General features: G+C 73.0%; 12 protein-coding genes. 1 reads left to right on the forward strand and 11 read right to left on the reverse strand.

Features of this window, described 5'->3' with window-relative positions:
- Window positions 1-177: 177 nt before the first annotated feature.
- The 3 genes from PV721_RS06775 to PV721_RS06785 all read right to left on the reverse strand — a co-directional run bounded on the left by PV721_RS06775 (window position 178) and on the right by PV721_RS06785 (window position 2,885).
- Window positions 178-1,845 carry a beta-N-acetylhexosaminidase gene (locus PV721_RS06775; RefSeq protein ID WP_319721910.1) on the reverse strand — a complete coding sequence of 556 codons (1,668 nt, stop codon included), beginning with the start codon at window positions 1,843-1,845 and terminating at the stop codon, window positions 178-180.
- A 166-nt stretch (window positions 1,846-2,011) separates the two neighbouring features.
- Complete coding sequence (locus tag PV721_RS06780; protein WP_030010729.1) at window positions 2,012-2,296, reverse strand: DUF3039 domain-containing protein; 285 nt, start codon at window positions 2,294-2,296, stop codon at window positions 2,012-2,014.
- A gap of 28 nt (window positions 2,297-2,324) precedes the next feature.
- Window positions 2,325-2,885: a YqgE/AlgH family protein gene (locus PV721_RS06785; protein WP_319721911.1), complete on the reverse strand. Its 561-nt coding sequence runs from the start codon at window positions 2,883-2,885 to the stop codon at window positions 2,325-2,327.
- 264 nt (window positions 2,886-3,149) lie between these two features.
- On the opposite strand from PV721_RS06785, the gene murA reads away from it, so the two are divergent.
- Complete coding sequence (gene murA / locus PV721_RS06790; RefSeq protein WP_319721912.1) at window positions 3,150-4,490, forward strand: UDP-N-acetylglucosamine 1-carboxyvinyltransferase; 1,341 nt, start codon at window positions 3,150-3,152, stop codon at window positions 4,488-4,490.
- Window positions 4,491-4,863: 373 nt separating this feature from the next.
- Here murA and PV721_RS06795 read toward each other — a convergent pair whose 3' ends face one another.
- The 8 genes from PV721_RS06795 to PV721_RS06830 form a co-directional block, all read right to left on the reverse strand.
- A complete protein-coding gene (locus tag PV721_RS06795; RefSeq protein WP_007264399.1) occupies window positions 4,864-5,145 on the reverse strand; it encodes an HU family DNA-binding protein in 282 nt (93 codons plus the stop codon).
- Window positions 5,146-5,485: 340 nt separating this feature from the next.
- Entirely contained in the window at window positions 5,486-6,889 is a 1,404-nt protein-coding gene (locus PV721_RS06800; RefSeq protein WP_319721913.1) for an NAD-dependent malic enzyme, read from the reverse strand.
- Window positions 6,890-7,370: 481 nt separating this feature from the next.
- On the reverse strand, window positions 7,371-9,677 hold the full coding sequence (locus tag PV721_RS06805; protein WP_319721914.1) for a HelD family protein: 2,307 nt from the start codon (window positions 9,675-9,677) through the stop codon (window positions 7,371-7,373).
- 102 nt (window positions 9,678-9,779) lie between these two features.
- The gene (locus PV721_RS06810) at window positions 9,780-10,352 is read right to left on the reverse strand and encodes a CGNR zinc finger domain-containing protein (RefSeq protein WP_319721915.1); all 573 of its coding nucleotides are present in this window, start codon (window positions 10,350-10,352) and stop codon (window positions 9,780-9,782) included.
- A gap of 391 nt (window positions 10,353-10,743) precedes the next feature.
- Window positions 10,744-11,292 carry a GNAT family protein gene (locus PV721_RS06815; protein WP_319721916.1) on the reverse strand — a complete coding sequence of 183 codons (549 nt, stop codon included), beginning with the start codon at window positions 11,290-11,292 and terminating at the stop codon, window positions 10,744-10,746.
- Between the two features lie 9 nt (window positions 11,293-11,301).
- Window positions 11,302-12,489: a uroporphyrinogen-III synthase gene (locus PV721_RS06820; protein ID WP_319721917.1), complete on the reverse strand. Its 1,188-nt coding sequence runs from the start codon at window positions 12,487-12,489 to the stop codon at window positions 11,302-11,304.
- Between the two features lie 98 nt (window positions 12,490-12,587).
- The gene (locus PV721_RS06825; protein WP_319721918.1) at window positions 12,588-13,958 is read right to left on the reverse strand and encodes a nitrate/nitrite transporter; all 1,371 of its coding nucleotides are present in this window, start codon (window positions 13,956-13,958) and stop codon (window positions 12,588-12,590) included.
- Between the two features lie 97 nt (window positions 13,959-14,055).
- Window positions 14,056-15,021 (reverse strand): LysR family transcriptional regulator, encoded by a 966-nt coding sequence (locus tag PV721_RS06830; RefSeq protein ID WP_319721919.1) that lies wholly within the window; start codon window positions 15,019-15,021, stop codon window positions 14,056-14,058.
- Between the last annotated feature and the right edge of the window lie 24 nt (window positions 15,022-15,045).

A 15,045-nucleotide genomic window follows, 5' to 3' on the forward strand; every position in this document is an offset into this window, starting at 1 on the left:
CCCCTGCACGCCTGCGCCCCGGGCCCGCCCGTCCCGTGCCCGGGGCCCCGCGCGGCCCGCCGTGCCGCCTTCGCCGGACCTCCCCCCGAACGTCCGATTTTCCCCGTATAGCAGGAAATCCAGGTAGAGTTCCGGACCCGTTCCCATTCCGTTCAGGTCCGCGACCCCGCCCTCGTGTCACACGTTCGGGGGCGCGCCCTCGATCGGGCGTCCCTGCACCCCGGGGCGCCGCTGCCACGGCAGGGGCCCGCCCGGTGGCCGGTAACCGACCCCGAGCGCGTCCAGCCGCGCGTAGTGCGCCGAGTCCATCCGGCCCTCGAACCAGGCGAAGTCGCGCTCCTCCGGGGCGGGCTGCCACGACCACACCACCTCCGCGAAGGCCGCCAGGCGCGGGAACACCTGGTAGTCGACCCGGTCCTGGTTCTCCATCACCTCGGTCCACACGTTGGCCTGCGCACCCAGCACGTGGGCCGCCGCCTCCGGCGACAGCTTCGGCGGCACCGGTTCGAAGCGGTAGACGTCCTCCAGCGTGCGCACGTACCCGATGGGCATCGGCTCGTCCCCGCCGCCCGCCTGGCGGTGGTCCAGGTACACCTGCTGCTCGGGACACATGACCACGTCGTGCCCCGCCTCGGCGGCGGCGACGCCGCCCGCGTAGCCGCGCCAGGAGGACACGGCCGCTCCCGGCGCGAGCCCGCCCTCCAGGATCTCGTCCCAGCCGATCAGCCGCCGCCCGCGCTGCGCGAGCCAGCCGTCGAAGTGCCCTATGAACCACGCCTGCAGGCCGTCCTCCCCGTCCACCCCCAGCTCGCGGATCCGCGCCTGCGCGGCGGCGGACGCCTTCCACTGCGCCTTCGGGCACTCGTCGCCGCCCACGTGCACGAAGGGCGAGACCTCCGCGGGGAACAGCTCCAGCAGTTCCTCGAAGACCCCCTCGTAGAACCGCAGCACGGCCTCGGTCGGCGCGAGGACGTTCTCGGTGATCCCCCAGTCGTCCCACACGCCCAGGGCCGCGGTGTCGACCACGTCGGTGTTGCCCAGCTCCGGGTACGCGGCGATCGCGGCCTGCGAATGCCCCGGTACGTCGATCTCCGGGACCACCCGGACGTGCCGCTCGGCGGCGTACGCGACGATCTCGCGGATGTCGTCCTGCGTGTAGAAGCCGCCGTGCGGGGTCTCGTTCCACAGCGGCGAGGCCCGGTGCCCCCACCGGCTGCGCGCCCGCCACCCGCCGACCTCGGCGAGGCGCGGGTACCGCTTGATCTCGACCCGCCAGCCCTGGTCGTCCGTCAGGTGCAGGTGCAGCACGTTGAGCTTGTGGGCGGCGAGCAGGTCGATGTACCGCAGCACCCCGTCCTTGGGCAGGAAGTGCCGGGCCACGTCGAGCATCATCCCGCGCCACCCGAACCGCGGGCCGTCCACGACGAGCCCGTACGGCAGGCTCCACACCCGAGGACGTCCCGCCCGGCCCGGCAGCGGCGCGCGCCGGTGGGCGTCGGGCCCGAGCAGCTGACGCAGCGTCTGGGCGGCCCAGAACAGCCCGGCGGACGTCGCGCCCGTCAGCTCGGCGCCGTCCGGTCCGATCTCGATGCGGTACGCCTCCGGCCCGAGGTCCCCCACGCCGTCGGGGTCGAGGCGCAGGCGCAGCTCCGCGCCCGGGCCGGCCGCGGCGGGCAGGTCCCAGCCGGTGGCGGCCCCGAGGTCCCGCCGCAGCCAGCGGGCGACCGTCCCGGTCCCCGGCCCGGCGTCGAGGCGCGGCTCGGGCCCGAAGGCGAAGCGGCTCCCGTCCTCGTGGAAGGCGGCGACCCGGGGTACGGGGATCAGATCCATGCGGGTCAGGTCCATGCATCGGCCCTTCGCAGCAGCGTGTTGCGCCCTGCGCAACGACCGTTCCGCAGAGTGCTCGTGGCGCCGACCCTAACGCGCCCCGCGGACACGGCAAAGGCCCCCGAGCGCGCTGTGGCGCACCGGAGGCCTCGGTCCCGCGAAAGAGGGAGGAAGAGGGGTCGGACTACTTGTCCTTGCCGCCCTTGTCCTTGTCCCCGCCGGGGCCCATGGACTCGTAGATCTCCTTGCACATGGGGCAGACCGGGTACTTCTTCGGGTCCCGGCCCGGTACCCAGACCTTGCCGCAGAGCGCGACGACGGGGGTGCCGTCGAGCGCGCTCGCCATGATCTTGTCCTTCTGGACGTAGTGGGCGAAGCGCTCGTGGTCGCCGTCACCGTGCGACACCTGCGGCGTCGGCTCTACGAGGGTCCCCGTGCCAGTCCCGCGCTCGGGCTCAAGAGTGCTCATGGACCCAGGGTACTTAACCCCGCGCCCGTCAGTTGAGCGACGGGTCGTCCGGATAGGTGGCGACCATCGCGAGATCGCTGCGCTGGCGGCGCAGCACGGCCCGCCACAGCTGTTCGGGGTCGGGGTAGGACACGTCGCCGGGCTCCGAGTCCACGACGTACCAGGCGCCGTCGCCCAGCTCCTCCTCCAGCTGGCCGGGGCCCCAGCCGGAGTAGCCGGCGAAGATCCGCAGGCCGCCGAGGGCCGCGGCCAGCAGCTCCGGCGGCGCCTCCAGGTCGACGAGCCCGATGGCCCCGTGCACCCGGCGCCAGCCGAGCGGCCCCTCCTCGCCCGGGATGACCGCCAGCCCGAGGGCCGAGTCCAGCGCCACGGGCCCACCCTGGAAGACCACACCGGGGGTGCCGGCCAGGGGCGCCCAGGCGAGCAGGACGTCGCCGACGCCGATGGGCGTGGGCCGGTTGAGGACCACGCCGAGGGAGCCCTGCTCGTCGTGGTCGAGCAGCAGCACCACCGCGCGGTCGAAATTCGGGTCCGCGAGGGCGGGGGTGGCCACGAGCAGCCGCCCTGTGAGGGAGGACACCTCGGTCATGCCGCCATGATCCCGCACATTCGCGCTTTGCGGGGCCCCGGCCGAGAGATCGGATCGTACCCAGCTCAGGGCGCACGGCAGCAGCGAGCGGCGCGCGCGGACGGAGCAGCCGGAACGCAACGCTCCGCCATGTGGTGGATACGCAGGGTGTTGTACCGAATTCATGACAGTCCTACGGCCACGTCGGCCTTACGAACAAGGGGGTGGTGGCCCTTACCCTTTTCCCTGGCCCCCCTGCCCACCCCTCTTCGGAACGCGAGATTCATGACCGTCACCGACGATGTCCTGCTTGTCCACGGCGGCACCCCGCTTGAGGGCGAGATCCGTGTCCGCGGCGCGAAGAACCTCGTGCCCAAGGCCATGGTTGCCGCTCTGCTCGGCAGCGAACCCAGCCGACTGCGCAACGTTCCCGACATCCGTGACGTGCGTGTCGTACGCGGGCTGCTCCAGCTGCACGGGGTGACGGTCCGCCCCGGCGAGGAGCCGGGCGAGCTGGTGCTCGACCCCACCCACGTCGAGAGCGCCAACGTCGCCGACATCGACGCCCACGCGGGTTCGTCGCGCATCCCGATCCTGTTCTGCGGCCCCCTGCTGCACCGTCTCGGCCACGCCTTCATCCCGGGCCTCGGCGGCTGCGACATCGGCGGCCGGCCGATCGACTTCCACTTCGACGTGCTCCGCCAGTTCGGCGCGACCATCGAGAAGCGCGAAGGCGGCCAGTACCTGGAAGCCCCGCAGCGCCTGCGCGGCTGCAAGATCCGCCTGCCCTACCCGTCCGTCGGCTCGACCGAGCAGGTGCTCCTGACGGCCGTCCTGGCCGAGGGCGTCACCGAGCTCAGCAACGCCGCGGTCGAGCCGGAGATCGAGGACCTCATCTGCGTCCTGCAGAAGATGGGCGCGATCATCTCCCTCGACACCGACCGGACCATCCGGATCACGGGTGTCGACCGCCTCGGCGGCTACAACCACAAGGCCCTCCCGGACCGTCTGGAGGCCGCGTCCTGGGCTTCCGCGGCCCTGGCCACCGGCGGCAACATCTACGTGCGCGGCGCCCAGCAGCGCTCGATGATGACCTTCCTGAACACCTTCCGCCGGGTCGGCGGGGCGTTCGAGATCGACGACGACGGCATCCGCTTCTGGCACCCGGGCGGCCCGCTCAACGCCATCGCGCTGGAGACGGACGTCCACCCCGGCTTCCAGACCGACTGGCAGCAGCCGCTCGTCGTGGCCCTCACCCAGGCCTCCGGCCTGTCGATCGTCCACGAGACGGTCTACGAGTCCCGGCTCGGCTTCACCTCGGCGCTCAACCAGATGGGTGCTCACATCCAGCTGTACCGCGAGTGCCTGGGCGGCTCGGCCTGCCGCTTCGGCCAGCGCAACTTCCTGCACTCGGCGGTCGTCTCCGGCCCCACCAAGCTGCAGGGCGCCGACCTGGTCATCCCCGACCTGCGCGGCGGGTTCTCGTACCTCATCGCGGCGCTGGCCGCCGAGGGCACCTCGCGCGTGCACGGCATCGACCTGATCAACCGCGGCTACGAGAACTTCATGGAGAAGCTCGTGGAGCTCGGCGCGAAGGTCGAACTGCCCGGCGGCGACCTCGTCTGAGTTGTACCCGCGTACGCGGAAGCCCCCCGGCCCCTCGAGGGCCGGGGGGCTTTCCCGTGCGCCGGACCTGACACGCACTCACGTGCCCGCCTGCGCCCGCGCACGCCCCGACGGGACGCGAGGGACCGGGCGGGGCCCCACGGGGCTCTGACGGGCCCTCACGGGGCCTGGGGCGCCCGCCGCGGACCTCCGCCCGCCCCGGGCCACCGCGGGCCTCCGCACGCCCCGGGCCGCCGCGCACCAGCGCCGCACGGCCCGGACAGGCCGAAGGGCGGCCACCCCGCCCGGGGGTGGCCGCCCTTCGCCGTTCTACGTATTACTGCGCACTACTGGCGTTCCAAGGCCTGCGTCGGCCTTCGGCGCCGGGGCAGGACTACTTGCCCTTGGCGGCTTCCTTGAGCTTGGAGCCCGCGGAGACCTTCACGCTGTAGCCGGCCGGGATCTGGATGGGGTCGCCGGTCTGCGGGTTGCGCGCGGTGCGAGCGGCACGGTGGGTGCGCTCGAAGGTCAGGAAGCCGGGGATGGTGACCTTCTCGTCGCCCTTGGCGACAATCTCGCCGACGGTCTCGGCGAGCGCGGCCAGAACGGCGTCGGCGTCCTTGCGGGTCACCTCGGCGCGCTCGGACAGAGCGGCCACCAGCTCACTGCGGTTCATGTTGTACTCCCGTGTTCAACTTGCCTTAGAGGCGTGAGATCGAAGCCGATGCTGCCAGGGCCCTAGGACAGTCCCCGGACCCGGGTCTGAACGTCAGACCCTCTCGCCCGGTTACGCATCCTGCCCCCACCAGCGGCGGGAAAGCCAATCCGGCACCCGCCGGGGTCACACGAAAAGCGCCACAGTCACGCCGCGGTGACGCTCCGTCCATGCCTTCGCTCGCACGCCGCTGCGGACCGCGGACCCCGCGGGCATCCCCGCAACCCTAGAGGCGCCCCGCCGGGCCCGCATCTCGCGACGCGCCGGGAGCGGTGGGCCGTGAGGGCTCTCACAGGGGGCGTCAGGAGCCCGACGCCGCCTTGCGGACGGCGCCCGCGACCGCGCCCGCGACCTTGTCGTTGAAGACCGACGGGATGATGTAGTTCGCGTTCAGCTCGTCCTCGCCGACGACGTCCGCCAGCGCGCTCGCGGCGGCCAGCATCATCTCCGTGTTCACCGTGCGGGACTGGGCGTCCAGCAGACCGCGGAAGACACCCGGGAAGACCAGCACGTTGTTGATCTGGTTCGGGAAGTCGGAGCGGCCGGTGGCGACGACGGCGGCGGTCTGGCGGGCGACGGCCGGGTCCACCTCGGGGTCCGGGTTCGCGAGCGCGAACACGATCGCGCCTTCCGCCATGGCGGCAACGTCCTCGCCGGACAGCACGTTCGGGGCCGAGACGCCGATGAAGACATCGGCGCCGACCACGGCCTCCTTCAGAGTGCCCGTGTAGCCCTCGGGGTTGGTGTTGTCGGCGATCCAGCGCAGCGGGGAGTCGGGGGCCGCGTCGACGAGGTCGGGGCGGTCCGCGTGCACGACACCGTGGATGTCGGCGCTGACGGCGTTCTTGACGCCCGCCGCGAGGAGCAGCTTGAGGATGGCGGTACCGGCCGCTCCGGCGCCCGACATGACGACCTTGACGTCGCCAACTGCCTTGCCCACGACGCGCAGTGCGTTGGTGAGCGCGGCGAGCACGACGATGGCGGTGCCGTGCTGGTCGTCGTGGAAGACGGGGATGTCGAGGGCTTCGCGCAGCCGGGCCTCGATCTCGAAGCAGCGCGGCGCGGAGATGTCCTCCAGGTTGATGCCGGCGAAGCCGGGGGCGATGGCCTTGACGATCGCCACGATCTCGTCGGAGTCCTGGGTGTCGAGGCAGATCGGCCACGCGTCGATGCCGGCGAAGCGCTTGAAGAGGGCCGCCTTGCCCTCCATGACGGGCAGTGCGGCCATCGGGCCGATGTTGCCCAGGCCCAGCACGGCGGAGCCGTCCGTCACGACTGCGACGGAGTTGCGCTTGATGGTGAGGCGGCGCGCGTCCTCGGGGTTCTCGGCGATCGCCATGCAGACGCGGGCCACGCCCGGGGTGTAGATCATGGAGAGGTCGTCACGGTTGCGGATGGGGTGCTTGGACGCCATCTCGATCTTGCCGCCGAGGTGCATGAGGAAGGTCCGGTCGGAGACCTTGCCGAGGCTGACGCCCTCGATCCCGCGCAGCTTCTCGACGATCTCGTCCGCGTGCGCGGTGGAGGTCGCGGCGATGGTGACGTCGATCCGGAGCTTCTCGTGGCCGGAGGCGGTCACGTCGAGGCCGGTGACCGAACCGCCGGAGGACTCCACGGCGGTGGTGAGCTGGGAGACCGCGGTTCCGCTCGCGGGCACTTCCAGGCGGACCGTCATCGAATACGAGACGCTGGGCGCCGTTGCCATGGCCGTGTTTCCTCTTCTGTCCCTGGTTCGCTTGACACAGGGCCCCGCTACACGGCAGGTGCGGCAGGGGACCTGTTGTCCGATCGTCCCACCTACCAGCCGGTACAAGGTAACCAGCTACAAATTTCGGAAAGACTCTTCCACCATACGAGATAGCAGGGGTGTTCGGAATGGGGGGTCCATACAAAACAGGTCCGCGCCCTCCACTGATGGAGGGCGCGGACCTGGTGATTCGTACGTCTATGACACCGACCCGCCATGCTCGCCTCGCGGCAAGTGGTCGCTCTAAGCGACGAAGGTTGGGCCCGGGGGCTTGGATCGAGTCGGTGCCGTACCCAGGCTAACAAAGGATCGCCGAATGTGATCCCCCTGCTCGCGGTCGGTTCGCGCCACCACGCTCCTGGCCGCGGACCATACGGATGGACGGGGCCTTGAGCAGGGCCGGAGCCGCGCTGTGAACCGCCCCCTGAGGGGCGGCCCCCTACGGCAGCAGCAGCTCCGGCACCCCGTCGGCGTCCGGCTTGTCCCGGTCGGCCGACACCACCGTCAACTGCTGCGTCGCACGCGTCAGCGCCACGTACAGCACCCGCAGGCCCGCCGGGGACTCGTCCGCGATCTCCGCCGGGGAGACGACCACCGTGGCGTCGTACTCCAGGCCCTTGGCCTCCAGGCTGCCCAGCGCCACCGCCCGCGCGCCCAGGTCGGCGAGCCAGCCCGCGGCCTCGGCGCGCCGGTCCATGGCCACGACCACGCCGACGGTGCCGTCCACCTGTTCCAGCAGCCGCCGGGTCTCCTCGCGGACCGCCGTGCCCAGGTCGCCCTCCGCGGCCGTGAACCGGGGCTCGAGGCCCGTGGAGCGCACCGCGGACGGCGGCTCCATGCCGGGCATCGCCAGCCGCAGCACGCGGGAGGCGACCTCGGCGACCTCCGCCGGGTTGCGGTAGTTGACCGTCAGCGTGAACCGCCGGCGTGGCCGGCTGCCCAGCGCCTCGTCGCGGGCCGCGGCCGCCTCCTCCGGGTCGGTCCAGGAGGACTGCGCCGGGTCGCCGACGACCGTCCAGGTGCCGTGCCGGCCCCGGCGGCCCACCATCCGCCACTGCATCGGCGTCAGGTCCTGGGCCTCGTCCACGATGACGTGTGCGTACTCGGTGCGCTCCGCCGCGAGCCGCTCGGCCCGCTCCCACTGGGTCTCCTCGCGGGTCGGCATCAGCTCCTCCAGCCCGCTGAGCTGGTCGAGCGGGTCCATCTCCCGCCTCCGCTTGGGCCGCGCCGGGGCACCGAGCAGCTGCTGGAGCTCGTCGAGCAGCGCCACGTCGTGCACCGACAGGGGGCCCTTGCCGTCCGGACCCACCCGGCGCAGCGAACGCGCCAGCTGGCGGGACTCCCGCGGGTTCAGGTCCCGGCGCGACCAGCGGCCGAGGTGGCGCTCGTCGGCGAGCGCGGCGAGCACCGCGCGCGGGGTCAGCTCGGGCCACCAGGCGTTCAGGAAGCCGATGAAGGCGTCCTCGGTGGAGATGTCCTCGTCGAAGGCGGAGCGCAGTTCGGCGGCCAGCTCCGGGTCACTGTGCCGGCCCACGCCGCCGGACTTCGCGTACAGGGCGTCGAGCAGCAGCTTGCGGGCGCGCGGGCGCAGCAGGTTGACGGGGGCGGTGCCGCTGAGCACGTTCTGCCGGATCCGGTTGAGCTCGTCGGCCTCCAGCTCCTGGCGGCGGCCGAAGGCCACCACGCGCAGCCGGTCGGGGGCGCCGCCGAGTTCGAGCGCGCCCCGTACGGCCTTGCGGAGCACCTTGAGCATCCGGGAGGAGCCCTTGATGCGGGCCACGGCCGGGGTGTCGTAGGTGGTGGCCTCCGCGCCGTCGACCAGCGAGCCGAGGGCGCGGATGGCGACCTGGCCCTCCTCGCCGAGGGAGGGCAGCACGCCCTCGGTGTACGCGACGAGCAGTGGGGTCGGGGAGACGATCAGGATGCCGCCGGAGTAGCGGCGCCGGTCCTGGTAGAGCAGGTACGCGGCGCGGTGCAGGGCCACGGCGGTCTTGCCGGTGCCGGGTCCGCCGGCGACCTCGGCGACGGAGGCGGCGGGGGCCCGGATGACCAGGTCCTGCTCGGCCTGGATGGAGGAGACGATGTCGCGCATCGAGTGCGTACGGGCCCGCCCGAGGGCGGCCATGAGCGCGCCGTCGCCGATGGCGGGGAGCTCCCGGCCGTCGAGGAAGGCGGTGACCTCGGGGCGCATCAGGTCGTCCTCGACGCCCAGCACCTTGCGGCCCTTGGAGCGGATGACGCGTCGGCGCACGACGCGGCCGGGCTCCTTGGGCGTGGAGCGGTAGAACGGCGCGGCGGCCGGTGCGCGCCAGTCGATGACCAGCGGCGCGTAGTCGGAGTCCAGGACTCCGATGCGGCCGATGTGCAGCGTCTCGGCGACGTCGGCCGTGAGGTCCTCGCGGATCGCGTCGTCGGCGGGCTCGACGGAGGTGTACGCGCCGTCCGGGCCGCGCTCCCCGTCCTTGCCGAGCACCAGGTCGATGCGGCCGAAGAGGAAGTCCTCGAACTCGTTGTTGAGCCGGTTCAGGTGGATGCCCGCCCGGAAGACCTGCGCGTCGCGCTCGGCGAGTGCGCCGGGCGTCCCCACTTGGCCGCGCTTGGCGGCGTCGTTCATGAGGAACTCCGCCTCGTGGATCTTCTCCTCGAGGCGTCGGTACACGTGGTCGAGATGCGTCTGCTCGACCGCGATCTCCCGATCGCGGACGGAATCCGCCGTGCTGTCGACAGCGGCATTCTGCGCGGCCACCAAGGCCCCCTTCTGACGTGCATGGGCGACCGTCAACCGTACGCGAACCGGCCCCCTGTCCGCACGCCCGTTCCGGAACCGGTCTCGCTGAGTGAACTCCCGCTACCGGGATCCGGACGCCAGGGCCCGGCGGCGGTGCCGGGCGACGCGCTCGCGGTTGCCGCACAGCTCGCTGGAGCACCAGCGGCGCCGATGGCCGCGGGAGGTGTCCAGGTAGACGCGGGTGCAGCCGTCGCCCTCGCAGGCCCGCAGCAGCGCCAGGTCGCCGGGATCGGTGAGCAGCTCGACGGCGTCCCGGGCGACGGCGGCGAGCAGCGCGCCGCATTCCACACCCCCGCACAACTCCCGGACGAGGTGCCCCTCTTGGTCCCGTACGGCGCACAGTCCGGGGGGTGGTCCGGCGGCCAGCGCGTTGACCCGGGCGAGGGCGTTCGCCGTGCTCGCGGACGGGGCCGCGCCGCCGGCGAGCTCCGCCCGTACGAGGGTTTCCACGTCGCCGCGCAGGGCCCGGAAGGCGGCCGCCCAGTCGGGACCCACCCGCGCCAGCGGCGTCCGGTCGGGCACCAGCCCGGCCCCGGCGAGCCACACCCGCAGCTCGTCGCCGTCCGGGATCCCCTCGCGGGGGGTGAAGGTGGCCACCAGGTCCAGACAGACGCGCCCGGAATCGAACCGCATGCCGTGAGCCTCCCGTCGTGGGGTGCCGTACCAGATTGCCCGTCCCCAGCCTGCGGGGGAACCCCCCGAACCGGTACCTCCGGTGCGCAGGGCCGCCGCTGCGCCGCTCGCCCGCGCTGCGCGCCCCCGCCGGCCAGATCCAGCCGCACCATCCAGCCCCGCCGGCGTTTGAGGCGCGGGGTCTGGGGCGGAGCCCCAGCGGCGCGGGCGCCGAACCGCTTCGTTCCGCGTGCGGCGCCGTTGCCCCCGAACCCCCGCTCCCCAAACGCCGGAGGGGCTGAAATGGCCAGGGCGCAGGGCTGAAATGCCCGGGCCGCGGAGGGGCTGAAATGCCCCGGGGCGCTGAAAGGGCGCGCCTCACAGCGCAGGGGCAGACGGCAGCGCACCCCGCCTAAGGGGCCGGCGGGTCGTCGTGCAGGAGGCGCTGGAAGAGGCGGTGGTCGCGCCAGGCGCCGTTGATGTGGAGGTAGCGCGGCGCGAGTCCGTACGGCTCGAAGCCCGCCTTCGCCAGCACGCGCTGCGAGGCGAGGTTGTCGACCAGGGTCCCGGCCTCCACCCGGTGCAGGCCGATCTCGTCGCGGGCGACCCGGCAGACCTCCTCCACGGCCGCGGTGGCCAGTCCCCTGCCGTGCCAGGCGGGGTCGACCCAGTAGCCCACGCCGCCGCTGCACAGTGGCCCGTGGGCGATGGAGCCCAGGTTGATCGCACCGACGGGAGCACCCGTGGCCGTCTCCACGAACACGTACGGGACGATCCGCCCCGCGTCCCGCTCGGCGAGGACCCCCTCGATGCGTTCCCGCTGCCCCTGCTCCGTGTAGTACGCGTCCGACCGGATCGGCTCCACGTGCGCCATGAACGCCCGGTTCCGCGCGAACGCCTCCGCCAGCCCGGCGGCGTCGCCGAGCTCGACGCCCCTCATCTCCACGCCGTCAATGATCATTCGGGCACGCTAGCCGAGGACCCCCCTGGCCGTCACCGCGTCCAGCGGGAGCTCCCCGTACTTGGCCTCGCCGCCCGCGTCCAGCGACAGCCGGTACCCCCGCTTGACCACGGTCTGGATCAGGTTCGGCGCCCCGAGCGCCGCCCGCAGCCGGGCCATCGCCGTCTCCACGGCGTGCTCGTCGCGGCCCGCGCCCGGCAGCACCCGCAGCAGTTCCGCGCGGGCCACCACCCAGCCGGGCCGCCGGGCCAGGGCCCGCAGCAGGGCCATCCCGGCGGGCGGCACGGGCCGCAGCTGCGCGTCCACCAGGACGGCGTGCCCGCGGATCTCCACCCGGTGCCCGGCCACCGGCAGCACCCGTGCACGGCCCGGCAGTTCCTGGCAGAGCAGTTGCACCAGCGGGCCCAGCCGGAAGCGTTCCGGCTGCACCGTGGCCACCCCGTGCGCCTGCAGCGGCAGCGCGGTCACCGGCCCGACGCACGCGGACACCAGCGGGCCGCGCAGTGCGTCGAGCACGGCCTCCCGTACGCCCCGCTCCTCGGCCCGGGACAGCAGGGAGGCGGCCGCCGGCGCCGAGGTGAAGCTGACGGCGTCCACCCCGCCGCCGACGATCGCGTCGAGCAGCCGGTCGAGCGGCCCGAGGTCCTCCGGCGCCATCCACCGGTACACCGGCACGACGACGACGTCGGCTCCGCCGGCCCGCAGCGCCTCGACGAAGCCGGGCAGCGGCTCCCCGTGCAGCTGGAGTGCGATCCGCCGGCCCGCCACCCCGGCCGTCAGCAGGCGTTCCAGCACCTCGGCGAGGGATTCGGACTGCGGGGACCAGGTCTCCACGAGCCCGGCGGCCCGGATGGCTCCCTTGACCTTCGGCCCGCGCGCGAGGAGTTCGGTGGCCCGCAGCCGCTCCAGCAGTTCTTCGCCGATGCCCCACCCGTCGGCCGCCTCGATCCATCCCCGGAAGCCGATGGCGGTGGTGGCCACGACGACGTCCGGTGCGCAGGCGGTGAGTTCCTTGGTGGCGGCGAGCAGTTCGCTGTCGTCGGCGAGGGGCACGATCCGCAGCGCGGGCGCGTGCAGCACCGCCGCTCCGCGCCGCCGCAGCAGCGCGATGAGTTCGTCCGCCCGCCGGGCAGCGGTGACGCCGACGGTGAAGCCCGCGAGCGGGCCGGTGTTCGTGTCGGTGTTCGTGTGGTCCATCGTGACCTGCCTAGCGACGCGTGGGGGCGGGGCGGAACGGGTGGACCGAGCCTGCCAACCCGGCATGTCGGACTCGGTTCACCCGTATTTCGCCCCGGTTACACCGACGTGAGCTGGGGTTTCGCTTCGACTCCGACGGCCGGGACCGCCGCGGCCGCCGGCCGGCGAAGGTATACCGCCCAGGTCACCGCGCAGCACAGGGCGTAGAAGCCGAGGAAGGTGACGAAGGCCGCCGTGCCGGAGCCGGAGCTGAGGAAGGCCTCGCGGAAGACGAGGTTGATGCCCAGTCCGCCGAGCGCGCCGACCGCTCCGATGAGTCCCATGGCGGCCCCGGAGAGCCGCCGCCCGTAGGCCGCGGCCTCCTCGCCGCCCATTCCGCGGGCGAGTGCCTTCGCCTGGAAGATGCCCGGGATCATCTTGTACGTCGACCCGTTGCCGAGCCCGCTCAGGACGAACAGCGCCACGAAGCCGACGAGGAAGACGGGCAGCGAGGACCGGCCCGAGGCGAACACGACGACCCCGGTGGCCGCCGCCATCGCCACGAACGTCCCCAGGGTGATCCGCGCCCCGCCGAACCGGTCCGCCAGCGCACCGCCCACCGGCCGGATCAGCGATCCGAGCAGGGGTCCGATGAAGGTCAGCGAGGCGGCCTGCAGCGGCGTGCGGCCGAACTGGGTCTGGAGCACGAGGCCGAAGGCGAAGCTGTACCCGATGAAGGACCCGAACGTCCCGATGTAGAGGAAGGACATGATCCAGGTGTGTGCGTCCTTGAGGGCTTCGCGGACGGCGCCGGTGTCGTTGCGCACGGGCGCCAGGTTGTCCATCCGTACGGCCGCCAGGACCGCCGCGAGCACGATCAGCGGGATGTAGGCGCCGAGCAGCAGCCGCGGGTGCGTGGCCCCGGCGGTGGCGATGACCAGCAGTCCGGCCAGCTGGACCACGGGCACGCCGATGTTGCCGCCGCCGGCGTTCAGGCCGAGGGCCCAGCCCTTCTTGCGCAGCGGGAAGAAGGCGTTGATGTTGGTCATGGAGGAGGCGAAGTTGCCGCCGCCCACTCCGGTCAGGGCGGCGACGAGCAGGAAGGTCCCGTACGAGGTCCCGGGCTCCATCACCACCAGTGCGGCCACCGTCGGCGCGAGCAGCATCAGCGCGCTGAACACGGTCCAGTTCCGGCCGCCGAAGCGGGCGACGGCGAAGGTGTACGGCACCCGCACCAGGGCGCCCACGAGGGTCGCGGTCGCGATGAGGAAGAACTTGCCGGCCGGGTCGATCCCGTAGGCGGGGCCCATGAAGAGGACCATCACGGACCAGAGCGACCAGATGGAGAACCCGATGTGCTCGGAGAGCACGGAGTAGAGGAGGTTGCGGCGGGCGGTCCGCTCCCCCGTCTCCTTCCAGAAGGTCTCGTCCTCGGGATCCCACTGCTCGATCCAGCGGCCTCCCCTGCGCGGTGCGGTCGTACCGGTCATCACACGCCTCCACAGCTGTCGCGTCCGTCGTGACGACCGTAGGAAGGGCGCGTTTCGGCCCCGGTCCCCGGCGGATGACCGCCGGGAAACCTTGCTCTCACCCAGCGCCTGGGTGGTGTGTGAGCCGTGCCGGGAGGCGGCTCCCGGCGGGCGCTTCCAGCCACCCCCGCTCGGCCGCCAGCCCGGCGGCCGCGGCGCGCAGGGCGTCCAGGCCGGGGTGTGCGAAGCCCTTGCGCCACACCATGGACAGCGGGGACAGCGGCACCGGGTCGGTCAGCCGCCGTTTCACGCAGCCGGGCATGTCGAGGAAGTCCACGGTGGCCAGGACCGGGTTGCCGGTCTTGACCATCACCCGGCGGAACTCCTCCTTGCCCATCGCCACCGGCGCGGGCGGCGCCATCAGGATCCCCCGCCCGGCGAACAGCTCGCGCGCCAGCCCGGTCCACTCCAGCGTCCGCGGGTTCCCGGCGCCCGCGTACACGGTCTCCCCGGCGAGCGCGTCCAGCGGTACGGTCTCCCGCCCGGCCAGTGCGTGCCCCTCCGGCAGCAGCACGGCGAGCGGCTCGTACCGTACGGGCGTCTGCGCGAGCGGCGCGCGCAGCGCCGGGTCCAGCCCGTCGGCGTACCCGAAGGAGACGTCGAGCCGGCCGGCGGCGATCTCGGCTGCGGAGTGGGTGAGGCCGCTCTCGAAGCGGGCCATCAGCTCGCAGTCGGGGGCGAGTTCGCGGGCCCGTTCCAGCACGGTCCGCGGGGTGCTGGGCCCGTCGGTGTTCAAGTCGACGAGGAGCGGGCGGGGAGCGGTGAAGGCGGCGGCGAGCTCCTCGTGCGCGGCCAGCACGCGCCGGGCCAGCGGCAGCAGCCGCTGCCCGTCGGCGGTCAGCTCCACCTGCCGGGTGGTCCGCAGGAACAGCGCCGCGCCCAGGGCCTGTTCGAGCCGCCGGACGTCGCGGCTGAGTGCCTGCTGGGCCACGTAGAGGCGGGCGGCGGCGCGGGTGAAGTGCAGCTCCTCGGCGGCCGCGACGAACCCGCGCAGCAGCCGGGGGTCGACATCGCGGTGAATCACCCCCGGAGACTAACAACGGATGGC

The organism is Streptomyces sp. MB09-01, assembly GCF_033794505.1.
Classification (GTDB): domain Bacteria; phylum Actinomycetota; class Actinomycetes; order Streptomycetales; family Streptomycetaceae; genus Streptomyces.